Annotated in this window: 19 protein-coding genes and 1 pseudogene; 7 read left to right on the top strand and 13 right to left on the bottom strand. The window is 46.6% G+C overall.

Annotated features, from left to right (window positions below; translation table 11 throughout):
• The first annotated feature begins 9 nt into the window (after positions 1 to 9).
• Positions 10 to 876 (top strand): SDR family NAD(P)-dependent oxidoreductase, encoded by an 867-nt coding sequence (locus V4U88_RS07465; protein ID WP_334072635.1) that lies wholly within the window; start codon positions 10 to 12, stop codon positions 874 to 876.
• Between the two features lie 169 nt (positions 877 to 1,045).
• On the opposite strand, the gene V4U88_RS26955 is transcribed toward V4U88_RS07465, so the two are convergent.
• The 5 genes and pseudogenes from V4U88_RS26955 to V4U88_RS07485 form a co-directional block, all read right to left on the bottom strand.
• Positions 1,046 to 1,588 carry a transposase gene (locus tag V4U88_RS26955; protein ID WP_442951876.1) on the bottom strand — a complete coding sequence of 181 codons (543 nt, stop codon included), beginning with the start codon at positions 1,586 to 1,588 and terminating at the stop codon, positions 1,046 to 1,048.
• Positions 1,576 to 1,925 (bottom strand): annotated as a pseudogene (locus tag V4U88_RS26960) (transposase); the annotation flags it as partial. The pseudogene V4U88_RS26960 and the gene V4U88_RS26955, both read right to left, overlap by 13 nt.
• Before the next feature lie 229 nt (positions 1,926 to 2,154).
• Positions 2,155 to 2,391, bottom strand: coding sequence for a DUF6953 family protein (locus tag V4U88_RS07475; protein WP_114498669.1), 237 nt, complete (start codon positions 2,389 to 2,391; stop codon positions 2,155 to 2,157).
• A gap of 131 nt (positions 2,392 to 2,522) precedes the next feature.
• Positions 2,523 to 4,067 carry a tetratricopeptide repeat protein gene (locus tag V4U88_RS07480; RefSeq protein WP_334072636.1) on the bottom strand — a complete coding sequence of 515 codons (1,545 nt, stop codon included), beginning with the start codon at positions 4,065 to 4,067 and terminating at the stop codon, positions 2,523 to 2,525.
• Entirely contained in the window at positions 4,068 to 4,430 is a 363-nt protein-coding gene (locus tag V4U88_RS07485) for a nucleotide excision repair endonuclease (RefSeq protein ID WP_334072637.1), read from the bottom strand.
• 354 nt (positions 4,431 to 4,784) lie between these two features.
• On the opposite strand from V4U88_RS07485, the gene V4U88_RS07490 reads away from it, so the two are divergent.
• Positions 4,785 to 6,008, top strand: a complete 1,224-nt coding sequence (locus V4U88_RS07490) for a hypothetical protein (protein ID WP_334072638.1) — start codon at positions 4,785 to 4,787, stop codon at positions 6,006 to 6,008.
• Between the two features lie 258 nt (positions 6,009 to 6,266).
• On the opposite strand, the gene V4U88_RS07495 is transcribed toward V4U88_RS07490, so the two are convergent.
• Positions 6,267 to 7,151, bottom strand: coding sequence for a TetR/AcrR family transcriptional regulator (locus V4U88_RS07495; protein WP_334072639.1), 885 nt, complete (start codon positions 7,149 to 7,151; stop codon positions 6,267 to 6,269).
• Between the two features lie 150 nt (positions 7,152 to 7,301).
• Here V4U88_RS07495 and V4U88_RS07500 point away from each other — a divergent pair, with 150 nt between their 5' ends.
• Entirely contained in the window at positions 7,302 to 7,868 is a 567-nt protein-coding gene (locus V4U88_RS07500; RefSeq protein ID WP_334072740.1) for an isochorismatase family protein, read from the top strand.
• Between the two features lie 28 nt (positions 7,869 to 7,896).
• Here the strand turns inward: V4U88_RS07500 and V4U88_RS07505 are convergent, their stop codons facing one another.
• Complete coding sequence (locus V4U88_RS07505; RefSeq protein WP_334072640.1) at positions 7,897 to 8,019, bottom strand: hypothetical protein; 123 nt, start codon at positions 8,017 to 8,019, stop codon at positions 7,897 to 7,899.
• 280 nt (positions 8,020 to 8,299) lie between these two features.
• On the opposite strand from V4U88_RS07505, the gene V4U88_RS07510 reads away from it, so the two are divergent.
• Positions 8,300 to 8,716 (top strand): VOC family protein, encoded by a 417-nt coding sequence (locus V4U88_RS07510; protein WP_334072641.1) that lies wholly within the window; start codon positions 8,300 to 8,302, stop codon positions 8,714 to 8,716.
• Positions 8,717 to 9,105: 389 nt separating this feature from the next.
• Here V4U88_RS07510 and V4U88_RS07515 read toward each other — a convergent pair whose 3' ends face one another.
• Positions 9,106 to 9,309 (bottom strand): IS3 family transposase, encoded by a 204-nt coding sequence (locus tag V4U88_RS07515; RefSeq protein WP_334072741.1) that lies wholly within the window; start codon positions 9,307 to 9,309, stop codon positions 9,106 to 9,108.
• The gene (locus V4U88_RS07520; protein WP_334072642.1) at positions 9,306 to 10,193 is read right to left on the bottom strand and encodes a LysR family transcriptional regulator; all 888 of its coding nucleotides are present in this window, start codon (positions 10,191 to 10,193) and stop codon (positions 9,306 to 9,308) included. Before V4U88_RS07520 ends, V4U88_RS07515 begins: the two co-directional genes overlap by 4 nt.
• 113 nt (positions 10,194 to 10,306) lie before the next feature.
• Here V4U88_RS07520 and V4U88_RS07525 point away from each other — a divergent pair, with 113 nt between their 5' ends.
• Positions 10,307 to 11,710 carry an MFS transporter gene (locus tag V4U88_RS07525; RefSeq protein WP_334072643.1) on the top strand — a complete coding sequence of 468 codons (1,404 nt, stop codon included), beginning with the start codon at positions 10,307 to 10,309 and terminating at the stop codon, positions 11,708 to 11,710.
• A gap of 262 nt (positions 11,711 to 11,972) precedes the next feature.
• Here the strand turns inward: V4U88_RS07525 and V4U88_RS07530 are convergent, their stop codons facing one another.
• Positions 11,973 to 12,314, bottom strand: coding sequence for a helix-turn-helix domain-containing protein (locus tag V4U88_RS07530; RefSeq protein WP_334072644.1), 342 nt, complete (start codon positions 12,312 to 12,314; stop codon positions 11,973 to 11,975).
• A 471-nt stretch (positions 12,315 to 12,785) separates the two neighbouring features.
• On the opposite strand from V4U88_RS07530, the gene V4U88_RS07535 reads away from it, so the two are divergent.
• Together V4U88_RS07535 and V4U88_RS07540 are read left to right on the top strand one after the other, a co-directional pair.
• On the top strand, positions 12,786 to 13,160 hold the full coding sequence (locus V4U88_RS07535; RefSeq protein WP_334072645.1) for a MerR family transcriptional regulator: 375 nt from the start codon (positions 12,786 to 12,788) through the stop codon (positions 13,158 to 13,160).
• A complete protein-coding gene (locus V4U88_RS07540; protein WP_334072646.1) occupies positions 13,157 to 13,918 on the top strand; it encodes an SDR family oxidoreductase in 762 nt (253 codons plus the stop codon). The genes V4U88_RS07535 and V4U88_RS07540 overlap by 4 nt, the downstream gene beginning before the upstream one ends.
• Positions 13,919 to 14,063: 145 nt before the next feature.
• Here the strand turns inward: V4U88_RS07540 and V4U88_RS07545 are convergent, their stop codons facing one another.
• The 3 genes from V4U88_RS07545 to V4U88_RS07555 are packed head-to-tail and all read right to left on the bottom strand — an operon-like array spanning position 14,064 to position 17,430.
• Entirely contained in the window at positions 14,064 to 14,933 is an 870-nt protein-coding gene (locus tag V4U88_RS07545; RefSeq protein ID WP_334072742.1) for an ROK family protein, read from the bottom strand.
• 22 nt (positions 14,934 to 14,955) lie between these two features.
• Entirely contained in the window at positions 14,956 to 16,386 is a 1,431-nt protein-coding gene (locus tag V4U88_RS07550; RefSeq protein WP_334072647.1) for a hypothetical protein, read from the bottom strand.
• Between the two features lie 48 nt (positions 16,387 to 16,434).
• Entirely contained in the window at positions 16,435 to 17,430 is a 996-nt protein-coding gene (locus V4U88_RS07555) for an ABC transporter permease (protein WP_334072648.1), read from the bottom strand.
• Positions 17,431 to 17,435 lie beyond the last annotated feature (5 nt).

Consider the following 17,435-nt stretch of genomic DNA (forward strand, 5'->3'; position numbering starts at 1 on the left):
GAACATCCATTGAATACAAACCAGCGAGAACATATCGCACTGATTACAGGCGCGAGCCAGGGAATCGGCTTGGCATTAGCCCGGAAACTTCTATCGCAGAACTGGCAGGTCCTTACTTTGAACCGTTCCGATTTTCCGGCGGACGATATGCTCATGCAAAATGCCCTCAAGAACGGACAGCTCCGAACCTATAAAGTGAAGGATCTCACCGATTATGGCAGCTTGAGACACGCTTTGGAAGAAATCAAAAGCAAGGAGCGGCGGATCGATATTTTGTTCAACAACGCCGGAGGAGGCTTAAGTGAGCTGCGCTATTCGAAACAAGGCCGCGAAATGCATTATGAATTGCTGACGGTCGTTCCTTATATTGTTCTGATGGAATTGAAGGAACTGTTGACAAACGGCAGCTTAAAAACGGTGATTAACACTTCATCGCAGGTGTTTAGATTTACGAAGGAGTTTTCGATCGAAAACTTGGAGCATCCCAAAACCTTCCGCAAAATGTATGGCCCTTATGCGACTTCAAAGCTGGCTCTTTCGTTGTGGACCCAAGCCGTCGCACCGCAACTTGCCAAGGAAGGCATCAAGATCCGCAGCGTCGACCCGGGAATCAACAACACGCTAAGAAAAGGAAAAGATTCCGGACTTACCGCATCGTTTGGGCTATTTATGAAGCTGTTTGCCTCTCCGCCTACGCATGGCGCCAACCTATTATTTGAAGGCGCCCTCGGCAAAAACCGCAATGAGACCGGCGTGTTCTTGTTGAAAGATCGGGTGGCGGACTTGAAATTTACAGAACACGCGGAGCGTGTGCTGGACAGAATTTCCGACATCTATAGCCGTGAGTTTCTTGACTGGAGTGTTCTTCATGGCTGAGATCCAGAGGAACGCGGCTTAGGAGACGATCTTCTGAACTTCGTTTGCAATACGGCTAATGATTACTGCCTGGAGGACGCGCCGGACGAGATCGCATATCTCATTGGGGATTTAATCGAAGGGCCTCTGTCTGGAATATCGCTTAAAGGGACACCCTTTTGGGTGCCCCTCAGATTGTCGAGAAACCCGTGTCTTTTGGACACTGGGTTTCTCTTTTTTTCATTTGCACTGTGCTTAAGACCAAAAAAAGGGGGGATCCCCCCCGCTTCTCCAGGCGATCCAGGTGGATCGCCATCTTTTTCATGTTCTGCACGGCGGCCGTCATCAAGGCTTGTTCCTTGACGTTAGCCAACCCGCGCAAACGGCAATGGCGAAACCCATGGAGCTCTTTAGCGTCCTCGAAGCTTCGCTCAATCGTTTCTTTTCGTTTACGGTACAATTGTTTACCGTCCCGGCTCAGTCGGTTGGCTCGCACCCACTCTTTGCTGTTTTCCCAGATGTGCCGGGTCAACACCTTCCGGTGATTCCGGGAATGCGTGCATTGCGCGAGCATAGGGCATTGTTTACAATACTCCGGATCCGACGCATATTGTCGGTAACCCTTCCGGTCAGTCGTCCGGTAATTCAGACGGTGTTCCCCTGGACAAACATAATAGTTATTCTTGGTGTCGCAGGTAAACTTCCATTTTGCAAACAGGTGCGCCGGTTCCAGCTAATCGTCGAGTGGTCCGGGACTTTATCGGTTAAGCCCAGCCCCAAAAAACCAGCGATAAGCCAAATTGGTTTGAATCTCGCGTTCCAGTTGGCGTTCGGAGCGAATGCCGTAAAAGTAGCCGAGAAAAATCATCTTGAACAGGACGACTGGGTCAATGGCTGGCCGCCCGTTATCTGCGCAATACTAGGGGCGAACCTTATCCTCAATAAATGAGAAGTCGATATACTTATCCACTTTACGCAGCAAATGATCCTGCGGAACCAACTCTTCGATTGAAACAAATTCGTAGCTTTGTTTGCTTACCCCGGTTAGATCTCAGCACCAAAAACACCATCCGTTCATGAGTAGTTATCTATACTATATAATATTAACGCGGTGTCGTCTTAAATCAAATGAACAAAAAGAAGACTGTCGAGACTTTCTCGACAGCCTGAACGAATATTTAATATTCGTTTTCCTAATAAAATCAAGCTAAAGGCTGAGAGTCCCAAAATATTCAAGATTGCGCCTAAGTGCCTGCTCTTAAACTTGCAAGCGTATATCTCAATACTGCATAATACTCCTCAGGTCCAAGCCCAAAAGAATCCGTCGCGGTCCCAAGCAATTCTGCCGCCGTGGAGTTTACGGAAAGCCTTCTTCACCTCTTTAGACAGCGATGTATTTCCATTCTCATTCACGAATACGAACTGTTCGCCGAAATGAGTCTTCACATATTCAATGGCATCGGTCTGGTATAACGTTCCCGTAGACCTAATTTCCTTGACCATCCATTCTGCCACTTCCTGTGCGGTTACTTCCATAGGATGATGCTCCTTTCTACTCGCTTATTGCCGGGTGCCATCCCTCTGCGGAGCGACTCCTTATTTTTTCATCCGACAGAACGGTCCCAAAGAGATCAAACGAACCTTGGTCATATTTTGGGATACCCGCATCAATAGCTCAACAGCGCTAATGCCTCTTCGTTTTCAGGCTCAAGTTCCAACAACTTTTGTAAGTACCTCTTTGCGTCTTCAACGAAGTCTAACTCGAAACAGCAAATGGCAAGGCAATAAAATACAGTGGATACGACCTCGTCTTGCTCTTCTTGTACCGAAATCTCCAAATAATATTTGGAGTGTTCGTACATGTCCATCTCGAATAGGATCAATCCGGCATCGAGCGCCAGATCATATCGCTGCCCCATGACGTAGTACGAGGACCACATCCGTTGAACGCCCCTAAGCAAATCCTGTTTTTCTTCTTCATTTGATGCTGGCAATAGGTTGGAAATCCGCTTCGTGCTCTGTATGAAAAATTCCGCATCATAGCCGCCCAAACGCCAAAAACTTAAGATTTGCTGCAACCCCATGCTATCCAGATTGCGGTCCACCCACCATTTCATACTAAAAAAATCATCAGGACCAAAGCGTTCAATACAACGACGGTAAGCTAATCGCAGGTTGTGATAATCCGCGGGTTTATCCAAATGGAGAATACAGCCCACATTAATATTCTTATAATGATGCGGAGGGAATAACGCCGCAGCTCCTTTTTGTTCATAGACATACTTCATCGCATGGTAGTTTGCCGTTAAAGAAAAACTTCCATGTAAGATCAACTCGGGCGGTTCCGCAAATTTCCAGCTATCCAGCAAGTGATCTCCTTTGTCTGCGGTTATCAATAGAAATCCACACGGAGATAACCGATTCAAACGCTCCAAACAAGCGATACCGACAGCAGGAAATAAAATATGCGAGTCTTCTAGTTCTTCCTGATACAGGGAAATCACATTGCGGTAAGGATAGGTTTCCTGTTCGTACTCGGGCGCTCGTCGATGCTCATAGCGTAAAGTGATTTGATCTAACCATTCTGCGGGTTGAAGCGAATCATGACGTTCGGAATGTTGAACATAAACATCTGTTTCATAAACTTCCCCATCTCCAATGTAAATCAATTCCTGCGGTATGCTATCGAAGAAGTAGTTGGCAACAAGGATTATTGGTTGTTTTAAATCTCCTTCACGAATCGTTGTGCCTGATGCAATGAGGTTCAGCACGGAATCATGCACAGCATCAAATCGCGCAAAGTCCAGTAATCCTTCGGCAATGAACTTTTGAAACGCGGGATGCCCCTTCCATGCCATAACATTGTCCATGGCCAAATCCGTCATGATATAGCGGAACGAAGGCAGCGGGATCCCGGCGTAGTCTATTAACTGACACAATTCGTTTAACAAATGGAAAGCAAGACGTCCCGCTCCTGCTCCAAGCTCCACAATATACACGGGTTCAGAGCCATTTCCCCTATTCACTCGATCTTGAAGAAACCCGAAGATCATTTCTGCATATGCAGCAGCGATCATGGGATTACTCGTTATATATTGGGGAACTTGGCCATTATTCCAGGCCTTTGTTCCCTTCTCTTCATAATATTCTCGCTGGACTTTCCAGATTGGCGCTTCACTGAAACGGTAACGTTGTTTAGGATTGCTTGTCATTTAGGCCTGCTTGAAAAATACTTTGTCTTCGTTATATTTGGCCTTGCCTTCATTAATGATATACGTTTCATAAATTTCTCTATGGACAGGATCTTCAACGATACAAACCTCGATTTTCGTTACTTCGTCTCTATGCATTCTGATCGGGGATACGGAATCCTCAAAATGTTTTTTTATTCTCGGTCGTAGCTTTCTGGCTTTTCCGACGAACAACAATTCATCCTTATCGTTGTAAAACATAAAAATCCCACCTAACTCTCTAGTGATCAGGTGAAATTCGGTGAAGCCGTAAATGTTGCTTTCCTGAGGATCAACCTTTTTGGTAATGGTTACATTAGGTGTCGGAATGATGATATCGATCATGATCGTTTACTTCCTTTGTCTGTATTTGATTGTATACTGTGTTCGTACTCTGAACTTACTACATGATATCATTATACCCAACTTCTTACGATTCCACGATTCCCGCTTCACGAATACATTCCTTACCCAGCGAGTAACCCCATCCTTCTTGTCAGGCAGGCGATAGGCGATTTGATATGGGGATGTATGATCAGTTTTATATTTCAGTAACCATAACCAACTCTATATGCTGGATGTAGTTCTAGTTGAAAAGCGGATTTAATGATACTATTGGCTACAAATACATATGGAAGTGAGACCTAAAGTTTTGAAATGTTGTGGACTTACGCAGAATGCAGGTGATAAGAAGAAGGGATGAAGGAAGTGCAAAATAATAACCAAGCTAGGCTCCCTGCGCATTCGATTAGAGAAGTTGGACGTTATCCCATCGATCTAATTGGCCCCCACAGCCATACGCTTATCATCGAACCCGGCGTGGGCAGCCTCTCCATTGGACCGTCACGTTTGGGCAGGAAGGCAGACCTGCACGTCGAGCCTGATGCTCATATCGATTGGACTGTATTCGATGCCTTTGCCACACCGGCAGGCTCGCCTTGGCCACGATTTCTATACTACACAGGCAGCGACGCCGGGTTCTTCGACTGGGCTCGGGAACGCCCCATTGAAGAAATGACGTGGGTTCCGATCTTGTCTGCAGACACGGTGGCGGATGCCAGCCGTTCCAACTTGCATGCCTTGCATATCGGGCTGGACCCGTCTGGAAGTAGGTTGCACCTGAAGCTGCCGAATCGGCTTGATTATTTCCGCCTGAGTGTATCCGGCGATCTGTCGCGCTTCTCAGCCGATGGCGATATGCCCTACTCTCTGACCCTGGCGCCGCGTACCAGCCGACGCAATAATGGTGTTCCCTTCCTGCTGCCCGGCCTGGGTGAGCTGCATCAGGTCACGAATCTGACGCTCCGAAACGAACCGTTGGCACAGCCTATCTCGCTGGAGTGTCTAAGCCGTTTCCCAAACCTTACATCACTGAGTTTGTGGGGCAACTTCTGCGACTTGGGCCAGCTGGCTTGTCAGGCCCGGTTAACAAATCTGGAGCTGCGCTTCATGCCTGATCTGGGTGATTTGCCGCCCTTGGATACATTGCCGTTGCTTGACAGTTTTATCGCCTTCAACGTGGAGGAGATCACCGGCAAGCGTCTAAGGCAGCAAATGAAAACACGGGCTAACACCCGCCCGTGGAACGGGTATACTTCAGTGAGCAAATTACGAAATCCTGAGTGGTGGACGACCGAGTTTGGCCGTCCTTTTTCATCCTGGCCCAAACGTCTGGCTAAACTGGCTAACGAAGCCTACGACGTTGCCCAGGCAGCTTTGGCCCAAGCTTGCAGCCTCGCCGATGCTGAGGCAGCCATTACCGCTTTTACCGTGCGCTTCAATACACTCAAAGGGATCGAAACCGTTGAGAGAGAAGACCTTGGTGAAGCAGTATGGCAACTAAGCCAGTCTGATCACCTGATCGGCCAACCTATACCCGAGGAGATGGCTCAGCGCTGGTTTGACGCTGCACGCGATTACTGAATGAAGTGAAGACCCTTCCGATTGAAAAGGGGCGCTCTCCAAAGTCATATTAAATGACCTAGGGGCGCCCCCTTCTTCATTTTCCTGTGGGATACTTCATTTCGTGTGCCCAGAACGTATACCATGTCTTCGATGCTAAGTCCCAAACTCCTCAACCCAATTTTCGCCGTTACTGTGATACGGTTCTTCGCGTGTCAGTAACGGCAAGTTATTCCGCTGTTGTCAATTGCAATTGAGCGGAGCATTCAAACGATGGGGTCATTCCTCCAAGACAATTTGCTTCCACTGAATAACCGGGCTCCTAAGCTCCTGCTCCTGCTCCAAGTAATCGCAAAGCGCCTGAATGAGTGACCTTCTGGGTTGAGTTTGGGAGAACTCCTCTCCTAACAGCTGGACAATTTCTTGAAGTTCCCTCCGCCGAGCGCTTCCTCCAGGCCAATTCTCTACTAACGCAACCACTCGGCCGAACATTTCCTCGGCAATCCGTTCTTTTTCCTTTTTCCAGTCGCTTGAGTTTGAGTGAATGAATGTTTCGAAAGCACTTCGCCCGAGCAGCCCCTTAGAACCTGACTCGGACATATGTTTGACTAGGGCATCCACTTTATCGATGATAAACCAAGCCGTATCCTCTATCGACAGCAGGTTCACTTCATAGATGATGCGTTGCAGATAGTCCTTCAGGATCGCGCGGTAGATAAAAATTAGATCCCAGAGAAACGGCTCGATACTCTCACCATAAACTTCAAGCAGCCAATATTTATGCCATTCCATCATTCGGGCGCGAACATGATTCCTCAGCAAACGAAAGTTCGCATACTGCGTAATAGGGAGATCGATGAAATCGACCATAATGGATCTATATTCAATAAAATATTGAAAGCGAAATACAATCTGATTCACAAGCCGCTCCTTGAGAGTCCCCGTTTCGGTTTGTTTCAGAAACTCGGCCTGATCAAAATAAGCCGTCTGGCACTCGTCAAAAACCGCGCACATTAAGTCCTCTTTGGAAGGAAAGTATTTATACACCGAACCCTTAGCAATGGAACAGTCTTGGGCGATTTCTTGTATCGAGGTCGCCTGAAACCCTTTTTCTTTAAGCATCTTTGAAGCCGAACGAATAATATCCTGCTTGGTTACACTCATCCCTTACGAGTCCCCTCTTGACATCTTCTTGAATCATAGTACAAAATATTGAACATGCAGTCAAATGACCGTTAGTTTACTTTACTGTACTTTAGGTCAAAAACTTGTTTCAATTTCCCAAATGGAGTGTGATTGATCTTGGAAGAACTCATGTTTCAAATGTCTACGACGGCATTAATTGTAATTGACCTGCAAAGATGGCTGGGAACCCACTATGCCCCTCATTCCGCGGAGCAAGTCGTCAGTCGCGCCGCCACCATGGTGCAAGCATTTCGTGAGGCTGGCGCCTTCGTAGGACTAGTTCGCGTATCCACAAAAGACTTCAAAGATATGCCACGTCCGTTGTTGGATCAAGCTCCACCCGCCTTGAATCTGATGCCTGGGTGGGATGAGATTGTACCCGAGATTGGAGTCACCGCTACCGACCATTTAATCACAAAACGACAGTGGGGAGCATTTTACGGAACAGACCTGGATCAACAGTTGCGCAGACGGGGCATCACAACGATCGTGCTTTGCGGCATTGCTTCTGGCATCGGTGTCGATACCACTGCTCGTGAAGCTTTCGCCCATGGTTATCAGGTGATTTTTGCGATAGACGCCATGACCGGCTTCAGCGAGGCGGAACATGAACACGTGAGGAAAATCATCTTTCCACGCATCGGGAGAATCCGCACGACCGCGGACATTCTCGCCTGCGCCCGCACTTCAACCTAAGGCCTCTGTTTGATGTGCTGATGTTGATTCATCGCTGACTAGTTTTAAAAAAACCGTTGCCCTTATTTATGATACGGCTTAACTCATCAATCGCCACTTGCTTTACTAATGCCTTCCCCATATTCCCTGTTCCCAGTATGCTGATTTTCATGATTGTCGCTCCTCCTTTGATTTGATATCAGCATATCAGCAAAGGAGAACCCACAGAAGTTCCACCATCGCATAGCCATCCCACTTTTGGTTTCGGCACGTTGTTACGCCGATTCACATGCGGAAAATAGATACCTGTATTCCACGTCCATAATTTCATCAATCGAAATTATTTTATCGATTCGGGCTTCCGGATCGATTGGACCGATGAATTCCCTGATCGACTTACGTCTAAATAAACGAAGTCATCAAAAACCAATTTGAAGATGAGGTGTTTAAATATGGCATTAACCTCCACATTCACGAGCTTCAATCTGCCTGTAAACAACGTAGAACAATCGAAGGCGTTCTTCACCGGACTCGGATTCGAGCTCAACCCGCAATTCCCCGAGAATGAGGAGTCGGTAGCCATCGTGATCGGCGACAATCTGCAGGTCATGCTGCTCACCAAAGAACTTTTAAAGTCGCTCACTCAGAAGGAAACCGTTGATACGGACAAGTATGCGCAAATGACGATCGCATTGGCCTTCGAGAGCCGGGAAAAGGTGGATGAAATCGTGAATACTGCGGTCTCCTTGGGCGGAAAATCGTACGAAGAACCTGAAGATTATGGTTTCATGTATCATTGGGCCTTCGAGGACTTGGACGGCCATATGTGGGCAATCAACTACATGAACACGGATGCAGCTCAAGGTTAAGGATGACGGAGAGCGCACTTATACTTGGATTAACAATGCCAAGCCGGCGACAGTGGTGGAAAGTACGCTCGCACTTGGATTTTCGGAGCACCACCTTGCAACAATAGGCGTTCTCGGAATGCTCTGCCCCATCCTGTATGCCGCCTGTGGCTGACCGATCGAAGATTGCGCAATCTCCTCCGGGAACGCGAATAACACATATACTGCGGCTGTTTTAAAACGGGGTTGCGTCGCTATGGGATTGGCCGCTGTTATTTTTGCTAATAGACAGATGGTCCGTAACCCGCGTTACCAGAAATTTGCGTCATTTATGATACGGTTCAGCGTATCATCTATAGAGCGAAATGAAGGACACCCCGTCAAGTAGACAGTACAAATAAGTAAAGGTATTAGACGGCCTTCGTCCTGAATTCCGTGGGACTAAGGCCGTTTAATTTTGCTTGTAAACGCTGGTTATTGTAAAAGTGGATGTAGGCATCAATGTCTTTCTTGAGTTCTTCAAACGTGCGATGTGTATTCAGATAATACATCTCACATTTCAAGGTTCCCCAAAAAGCTTCCATCGGTCCGTTATCGATACGTAGACCTACTATATCCTCTGCTTGGAAAGTGTCTCGAAATAGTCAATGACCACCTCCCGAAATTCCAAAGCCCCCTGCGTAAGGTACCGACTTTTGTGCCGTAACAATGCGATTTCCCGCACTAAGTTATGGTCGTCGACATGGAGATAACGGATCGGGTCTCTTTCATTTCTGGCCGTACTCGGCATAAAGGCGATCCCGATCTCGGCTTCCACGAGTGCGCTTAATCTTGCTGGTTCATCCCCCTCATACACATAATGGGGTTCAAATTCAACCGATTTACAGGCGGCGTCTACAATACCGCGAATCCCATAACCCCTCTTTACCCCGACAAACCGCTCTTCCCTGAGCTCCAACAGCGTAACGCTGTTTCGGTTCGCCAGCCGATGTCCATTCGGAACGGCAACGAGGATCGGGTCAACAAACACGATTTGGCACTCTATGTCCTCCTCATAAATTGGCGGGGAGGATAAGCAAAAGTCGACTTCTCCTCTATGGAGGAGCGCGATCATTTCCCACAAGCTCGTCATTTGCACGTGGACTTGAATGTTGTTCCTCCTTTTTTGAAACGCTCGAAGGATATTGGGTAACGTGCTTGCGGTCGTTACCGCTAATTCGAGTGTGCCCGGCACCCGGCCAGCTAAATCATTAAGCTCCAGCTTCCCCTGTTCCAGTTCAAACAAAGCCCTTTCCGCACGGCGAAGGAATCGGCTTCCGGCCTCGCTTAATTTCAGTTTTCTGCCTGATCGATTAAAGAGAGGGACACCTAAACTCTCCTCAAGACGCTGAATCGTTCGGCTGAGCGAAGATTGCGTAACGTGCAGCGCTCGTGAGGCTTCAGTCATATGCTCCAAGCGAGCTACCGTGAGAAAATACTGCAATTGAAGAAGTTCCATTTCAACGCCCCATTCATTCCTTTTAGTAAATGGGATTATATCACAAAATGCGTTAGAGTAAATGTAAATACTCAAGTAAGATAGCTATACAAACATAAAGGGGATGATTTGCAATGGGTGCTCAAAGTAGATGGTTAGTGATAGCCGTCGGGCTCGGGATTATGTTGAACCCGTTAAATTCTTCGATGATTGCTGTCGCAATCGCGAGGCTGCAACACGTGTATCATCTAGATTTCAACGTGGTATCCTGGCTGATTTTCTCCTTCTACATTGCAAGTGCGATTGCGCAGCCCGTCGTCGGCAAGTTGAGCGATTTATTCGGGCGGAGGAAAATATTCCTAGCCGGCCTTGTCGTATCTTTCATTTCTTCTTTACTGGCTCCGTTCTCACCTAACTTTGGTTGGCTAATCGTGTCGCGTATTGTGCAATCGATCGGGACAAGTATGATGGTTGCAACTGGAATGGCCATTGTACGCGTTCATATAACGGAGAAGCAGGCGACAGCCCTATCCGTTCTCTCTATTTTCATGTCCGGAGCGGCAGCCATCGGACCCTTCGCCGGGGGAATCTTGCTAGAGTGGTGGGATTGGCCTTCAATCTTTATCGTCAATATTCCGTTTGTGGTCCTAAGCTTTCTCTTAGCTTGGAGAATGATCCCCAGAGGTCGACCGGCTTCCTTTGAAGGCCGCATGTCCATTCGTAAATGGCTGGCTATGGTTGATGCCCCAGGGATTATATTTTTTACTATCGGACTGGTTGCCCTGCTAGTTGGCGTACTGTCGGCTAACTCATCCGGATATGTCTCATTATGGAATGGGGTTGTTGCAGCGATCGGCTTTGCGGCTCTGGGCGTGTTCATCCGACACGAGTTAAGAACGACATCGCCCTTAATTCCGCTGCGTACATTTGCCTTATATCCATCGATAACATGGGTAAATGTACAATTCATGCTGGTCAACCTACTATTCTATGCCCTATTCTTCGGGCTTCCGTCCTATTTGCAAATGGTGCGTCATGTTAGCGAGTTCCATACCGGCATCCTGATGCTGACCTTAGGCGTAAGCTCCCTTGTTGCCTCCCCCATCGCAGGCAAATGGATCGACAAATCGGGACCCCGTCCTGCATTAGTGTTATCCGCAATCTTGATGGCAGTCGGTTCGGTGTGGATCGTGACCTTAAATGAAACATCACCGGTGATCAGCGTGAGCTTTGCATTGACCGCATTCGGGATCAGTAACGGGCTGAATTCTGTCGGTATGCAGGCAGCCTTGTTTAAAAGTTCCCCTAAAGAAATAGCCGGTGTAGCATCAGGACTGTTTAATACTTCGCGGTATCTGGGTACCATTTTATCTTCCTTATTGACAGGAATCATCATGAGGGGGACGTTCAGCTTCGCAGGATTTCGCCTTCTTGGTGTATTCCTCACAGCCGTTGCTTTAATTCTTGTTGTGATTAGTCTTCGATTTCAGGTGTCTGGACAACGGAAAGGGGCTAGTGCGAACAATGGAGTTGGCTAGTAAAATTAACTACCCGACAGTCCAGAAGCACCTTTTGAGTTACCCCCTTCCGCAAAACTGCGGAAAAGCTCACTGAAGCCTGTTTACACCGAATTTAAACGCTTCAAAAAAAATCGCGTCATTTACGATACGGTTCTCCGTATCATAAATAGGCAAAAAGGGTGCCCCAAAGTAAACTTTGGAACACCCTCCACTTATGAGGTACCCTATGCTCATGCCTACAGCCGCAACCTAACCTCCGGCCTTCTTATGGTTTTCCCTCTCAATTCAACCGATCGTCCAGCATAGCGTCAATAACTTTTAATATCCTCTTTTGCTCATTTTCACTTCTGCTTCGGAGCCTGTCCACAATTTCTGTAAGTATTGACTCACTCTTCTCACCGCTCACAGGCTGGATATAACTAAAGAACTCCACCATCGAGAGATTGAGCGCATTCGTAATTTTGGCCAGTACCACGACAGAACATACTTTTTCGGAACGCTCCAGCTTACCAATATAAGTTTCGTGGACTTCAGCCTTACTGGCAAGCTCCTCCTGGCTTAGTCCACGCAGTTTTCGGAAATGCCGAATGCCTTCCCCTACCATCTTCATCAAATCACTCACAGCGATCACCCTAAGCAAACCATAGACCAGCCATATAATTACTCCAAGATACTATAGAATTTATTTTATAAAAATATACCCCATAAGGATTGTTGTTGATATATTAAGAATGTCCTTTTTTTTCAAAAGTAAACCTTAATTAACCATGAAAAGACGCCATCCAGGGCTTTACGAACAGAATTAAAAAGTGAATGTAGACATTTTCAGAAGGAAAGGAATGAGTCCCATCAGAGTACTATGCATATTCCCCGACAACTCAACGACGGATATCTATGTTACCGAAATTGGAGAATTTCTTCGGCTTACCAATTTAGTGGCTAAGGAACCCTACAATAGTCGTGGCTCCCGCGCTGTCTTTATCGGCAAATTCCCGGATAGAAATTTTCCCCCATTGACTTAAACCATGGTTTAAGTCGTATCCTATTCATGTCGACAAGCAAACCATAAAATGTAAAGTTCGGAGGCCTCCAAATGAAGTATTGGTCTATTAGCGAAGCCGCAGCCAAATTCAATATACCGGAATCCACGCTGCGCTACTATGATAAGCAAGGTCTACTGCCGCTAATCGATCGTGATGAAGCAGGCAGGCGGTTATTTTCGGAAGACCAGATGGCGCTTCTGCAAACCGTGATTTGCTTAAAGAACACGCATATGCCAATAAAGGCCATAAAGCAGTATTTGAGTTGGATCTTAGAAGGGGATACTACCATCGAAAGCCGACTCGAAATGATGAGAAACCACAAACAAGCGGTGCTGGACGAGATCGCTTTAATGACAGAGTCCTTGCAGGGGATTGACGAGAAAATCGAGCGCTATACAAAACATATCGGGGAGGAACGATCATGAAACTTTCAGGGAATACCATCCTTATTACAGGCGGAAATGCCGGAATCGGGCTTGCTTTCGCAGAACGGTTTATCAAGGCTGGGAACACCGTCATCGTTACCGGACGACGTGAGCATGTACTCCAACAGGCGAAAGAAGCGTTGCCGAACCTGATCACTTATGTAAGTGATTTAACGAAGGAATCTGAACGTACAGCCTTGTTTGACTGGGTAACCGCGAACTATCCGGAAGTGAATGTGTTAGTGAATAATGCAGGGATTCAACAACGTTTTAACGTATTAAAGGCAGACGCAAAGGACAGCTGGCCTTTTTTCAACCAGGAAATCATAACGAACATTGAAGCGCCTTTTCATCTTTCTATGTTGTTCGCTCCGTTTTTTGCAACCAAAGAATCGGCGACCATCCTGAACGTGACATCCGGGTTAGCCTTCACACCTCTTGCGATTGCTCCGATCTATTCCGCAACGAAAGCGGCCCTTCACTCGTTTACGATGAGTCTAAGACACCAGCTATCGGATACGTCCATCGAAGTTATCGAAGTTGCCCCTCCGGCCGTTAATACAGATTTAGGCGGTACGGGATTGCACACCCATGGCGAACCGTTAGATACCTTCGCGGATGGAATTTTCAAAGAACTAGCACAGGGCCATACGGAAATAGGGTACGGTTCTTCTGTGGCCCGTCTTCGCATGTCGCGAGATGAAATAGACGAATACACAGAGCAGATGTATCATGCAATGAAAAATACGCTGGAATAATAGTTGCAGCAGCTACGACTTGGAATTGGCACATGTCCGAAAAATGATTCAAGCAATTTTACATGATCCAGCTCGTCTTACCACCTCAAACGGCAAAAGAGGCCTGTCCCTTCTTTTTATGGGGGACAGGCCTCTTTTGATTTATTTAACCGACTCCGTCATATTCCTTTTTAGCCAGAAGCAGTCCTCCGGTTATCCCTGTGTCGTCGCCTAATGCAGGTAAGCATATATACTTATCGATCGGCGGGGTTTCCACATAATTGGCTATACGTTCGACCAGTTCTCTCTTCACCTTCGGGAGAAGCTGTCCGCTCTTCATAACACCACCGCCTAGAATAATGATGTCAGGGCTTAATACAACGGTATAGGCATATAGAGCTTGCGCCAAGTAATGAGCCAAATAGCTCCACACTTCATGATTCGGGTCGATCTCGCTCCCTTTTTGCTTTAATCTTGCTTCAATCGTTGGTCCTGCCGCCATTCCTTCTAAACAGGTATGGTGAAATGGACATAACCCTTGAAACTCATCCTTGGGGTGGGACTCGACCTTGATATGCCCCATTTCAGGGTGGCTAAATCCCTCCAAAATTTTCCCGTCAACGACGGCGCCGCCACCGATTCCCGTGCCAACGGTCAGATAAAGAACGCTGTTTAGTCCTGCGCCTGCTCCTTTCGTTGCTTCACTTAGAGCCGCTACATTGACATCGGTTGACCATCCGATCGGAATCTCATACCGACTTTTTATTGCACCGACAAAATTATAATTGGCCCATGACCGTTTCGGTGTATTCTTAATATAGCCATAGGTTGGAGAATTCGGATTCACATCAATCGGACCAAAAGAACCGATCCCCATCGCTTTCAGTCGATAGGAATCAAAAAATTCAAATACTTGATTCATGGTTTCATCCGGTGTTGTAGTAGGAAACGTTACCCTTTTGACGATTTGACCGTCCTGATCTCCCAAGGCACAGACAAATTTTGTTCCCCCTGCTTCGATCGAACCAAACAATATAACCCGCTCCTTGTATCACGTACTATTTAAGTTTAACTGCAAGACCTTGCTTGGAATCGATATTTTTCTCCATGGTATCCGCCTGTAATTCCCAATTGTCGAATTGTCCGTAAGCCGAATAAATCGTTGACCCCGTCGGTAATTCCGGATGCTCGTTCTCACCATTCGTGCCCCAATTGACCCATCCGGAATCATTGCGCTGAACAATTTGGTAACGGGCTACCACATTGCTCGTATACCATACCATCGCATAGCCAGTCTCCTCATTTAACTCGGCCGTTTTATTAGCACTCATCGGGAAAATGGTTTGTTCCGGAGCGCTGTTTACATCCACAAATCGATCAAACAATACCTTCTCGTTTCTCTCACTTTGATGTACTTGTGCGTGAGACTCCGGAATAATGGTAGAGATATGGTGTTTGATTTCTTCCGCACTAAGAATTCCTTCTTTTACACAGAATAGCCTCCAGAAATAATCCCAGGAAACTTTATTAATATCCTCCCCGATACTATCCTTATATGTTTTGATGTTCGGGTTAGTTTGTTCATCGGCATGCTCGAGCAGCTCATGAACGCCTTTAGACAAAATGTTTGCGTATAAATCGCCTTCTCTGTAATAAGTGCCGCCATAGGAAGCAAAGGATGTAAAGACCCTATCCCCTTTGCCGCTCTCGAATTCATCGCCCACCGTAATCTTGTTTACGACAGGAATACCGTCTACCGTGGTTGAAAAATCGTCTACATCATACTTTCTTCTAAACCATGGGGAATTGTAAAAAAACTCCCACGTGATCGTGAACTTTTTCCCCTTCAGATTCTCATCCAATCCATCAGGCACCGTGCCTTTAAACAGATATCTGCAATACAACGGGCCTTCCTCTTCAACGATACAATCTACCGTAGTATGCTCGGGAGGGTTGATCAGCCCATTTTTCGGGGTGAAAAACGGTCCATAGAATCCGCCAATCGCATTGGAGTAGTCCTTAATCAGGTTCTTCCCTTCCGCTTTGGCTTCAAAATATCGGATTCCCCATTTACCGTAAGAGGTTCCGTCAGCAGTTCCGGAGCAAAGCTCCAAAATGTAGTAACCGGTGTCTAATCTTCTAAACCCGTCGTCTTGGGTGACCTCCAGCTTCTCGATCCCTTTAAACGCCCTCTCAACCGCAGCAGGCTTTTCATCCGCATACAGCCAGTAAGAGGTAACTAATTTATCCATATCCACTAGATATACAATCGAAGCTTCTTGAATAAAGTCCCCTTCCAACCTAGCATCAATCAGCTGAAAAGGAATGGCATTGTCCGCATCGTCATTTAAGACAAGACTATCCTTATGAACGTGATCCTCCGTAAAATTCAATTTCGTGATGACCGGCTCCTTCTTCCTTACTAGATGATCCGGGTTATTGAGCATAATCTGATATTTATATTTGAAGCTTTGCTTATTGTTGTCCACAGATAAACCTCTTTTCTTTTGTTTTCAATCTCCGGTTGGATTTTCGTCTTAATGTTTAGCTGCTTTTAAGGAAAAGCTCAGTTTTTTTCCTTTTTGAGCATCAACCAGGATGGCAACCAAAATAATTACGCCTTTGACAACGAGCTGCCAGAAAGAGCTTACTCCCAGCAGGTTAAGACCGTTGCTGATTACACCAATCACCATGGCGCCGAAAATGGTTCCGCTAATTCTGCCTCTGCCGCCGGCCATGGAAACTCCGCCCAATACACAGGCAGCAATGGCATCCATTTCATAGCCTGCCCCTACAGAAGGCTGACCGGAGTACATTCTTGCGGAGAGGACGATTCCTGCAAAGGCTGCTAGCAAACCGGTAATCGTATAGACCCCTATTTCCACCTTTTTAATAGGTACGCCGGAAAGACGTGCAGCTTCTCTATTCCCACCAATCGCGTAAATATAGGTTCCAAATTTCGTTTTAGTTAGTAAGATGGAAAAGATAAAAACTAAGATAAACATATACAGGACCGGCAGCGGAAGAAACCCAAAGAGCTGTCCTGTTCCAATCAAGGTATACGCTGCATCTCTAATCCTTACGGATTGACCGCCGCTGTACAGATATGCAATCCCCTGCGCAATATTCATTGTAGCTAATGTAACAATAAAAGCGGGCAGCTTAAATTGGGTGACTATACTCCCGTTAACGAATCCGATAACCGCACCGATTAGGAGGCCTATTAAAATGGCCAGATAAACAGGCATTCCCGCGGTAACAATTAATCCTACCGTTAAGGTTCCCGACAAAGCCACGATGGCCCCGACGGAAAGATCGATCCCTGCGAGAATAATAACCAGCGTCATCCCAAGAGCCAAAAAGACGTTAATCGAGATCTGTCTCAAAACCGTGATCAAATTGTCCTGGGTTAAAAATACCGATGAAGTGAAGGATAACGTGATAAATAAAAGCAATAACACAGTAATAATTCCAATATTCCCTCTAATGACTGACATGATGGGGTTGTTTAATCTCTCCGCTTTTTGAGTCATGCTAT

This window comes from Paenibacillus sp. A14 (assembly GCF_036864815.1).
Lineage (GTDB): Bacteria > Bacillota > Bacilli > Paenibacillales > Paenibacillaceae > Fontibacillus > Fontibacillus sanfengchensis.

What these genes read in the sequence shown, in the direction of transcription:
- V4U88_RS07475 (WP_114498669.1), bottom strand. Translation starts at nt 2,391, where the DNA reads ATGGAAGTAACCGCACAGGAAGTGGCAGAATGGATGGTCAAGGAAATT.
- V4U88_RS07480 (WP_334072636.1), bottom strand. Translation starts at nt 4,067, where the DNA reads ATGACAAGCAATCCTAAACAACGTTACCGTTTCAGTGAAGCGCCAATC.
- V4U88_RS07485 (WP_334072637.1), bottom strand. Translation starts at nt 4,430, where the DNA reads ATGATCGATATCATCATTCCGACACCTAATGTAACCATTACCAAAAAG.
- V4U88_RS07490 (WP_334072638.1), top strand. Translation starts at nt 4,785, where the DNA reads ATGAAGGAAGTGCAAAATAATAACCAAGCTAGGCTCCCTGCGCATTCG.
- V4U88_RS07495 (WP_334072639.1), bottom strand. Translation starts at nt 7,151, where the DNA reads ATGAGTGTAACCAAGCAGGATATTATTCGTTCGGCTTCAAAGATGCTT.
- V4U88_RS07500 (WP_334072740.1), top strand. Translation starts at nt 7,302, where the DNA reads ATGTTTCAAATGTCTACGACGGCATTAATTGTAATTGACCTGCAAAGA.
- V4U88_RS07505 (WP_334072640.1), bottom strand. Translation starts at nt 8,019, where the DNA reads ATGAAAATCAGCATACTGGGAACAGGGAATATGGGGAAGGCATTAGTA.
- V4U88_RS07510 (WP_334072641.1), top strand. Translation starts at nt 8,300, where the DNA reads ATGGCATTAACCTCCACATTCACGAGCTTCAATCTGCCTGTAAACAAC.
- V4U88_RS07520 (WP_334072642.1), bottom strand. Translation starts at nt 10,193, where the DNA reads ATGGAACTTCTTCAATTGCAGTATTTTCTCACGGTAGCTCGCTTGGAG.
- V4U88_RS07525 (WP_334072643.1), top strand. Translation starts at nt 10,307, where the DNA reads ATGGGTGCTCAAAGTAGATGGTTAGTGATAGCCGTCGGGCTCGGGATT.
- V4U88_RS07535 (WP_334072645.1), top strand. Translation starts at nt 12,786, where the DNA reads ATGAAGTATTGGTCTATTAGCGAAGCCGCAGCCAAATTCAATATACCG.
- V4U88_RS07540 (WP_334072646.1), top strand. Translation starts at nt 13,157, where the DNA reads ATGAAACTTTCAGGGAATACCATCCTTATTACAGGCGGAAATGCCGGA.
- V4U88_RS07555 (WP_334072648.1), bottom strand. Translation starts at nt 17,430, where the DNA reads ATGACTCAAAAAGCGGAGAGATTAAACAACCCCATCATGTCAGTCATT.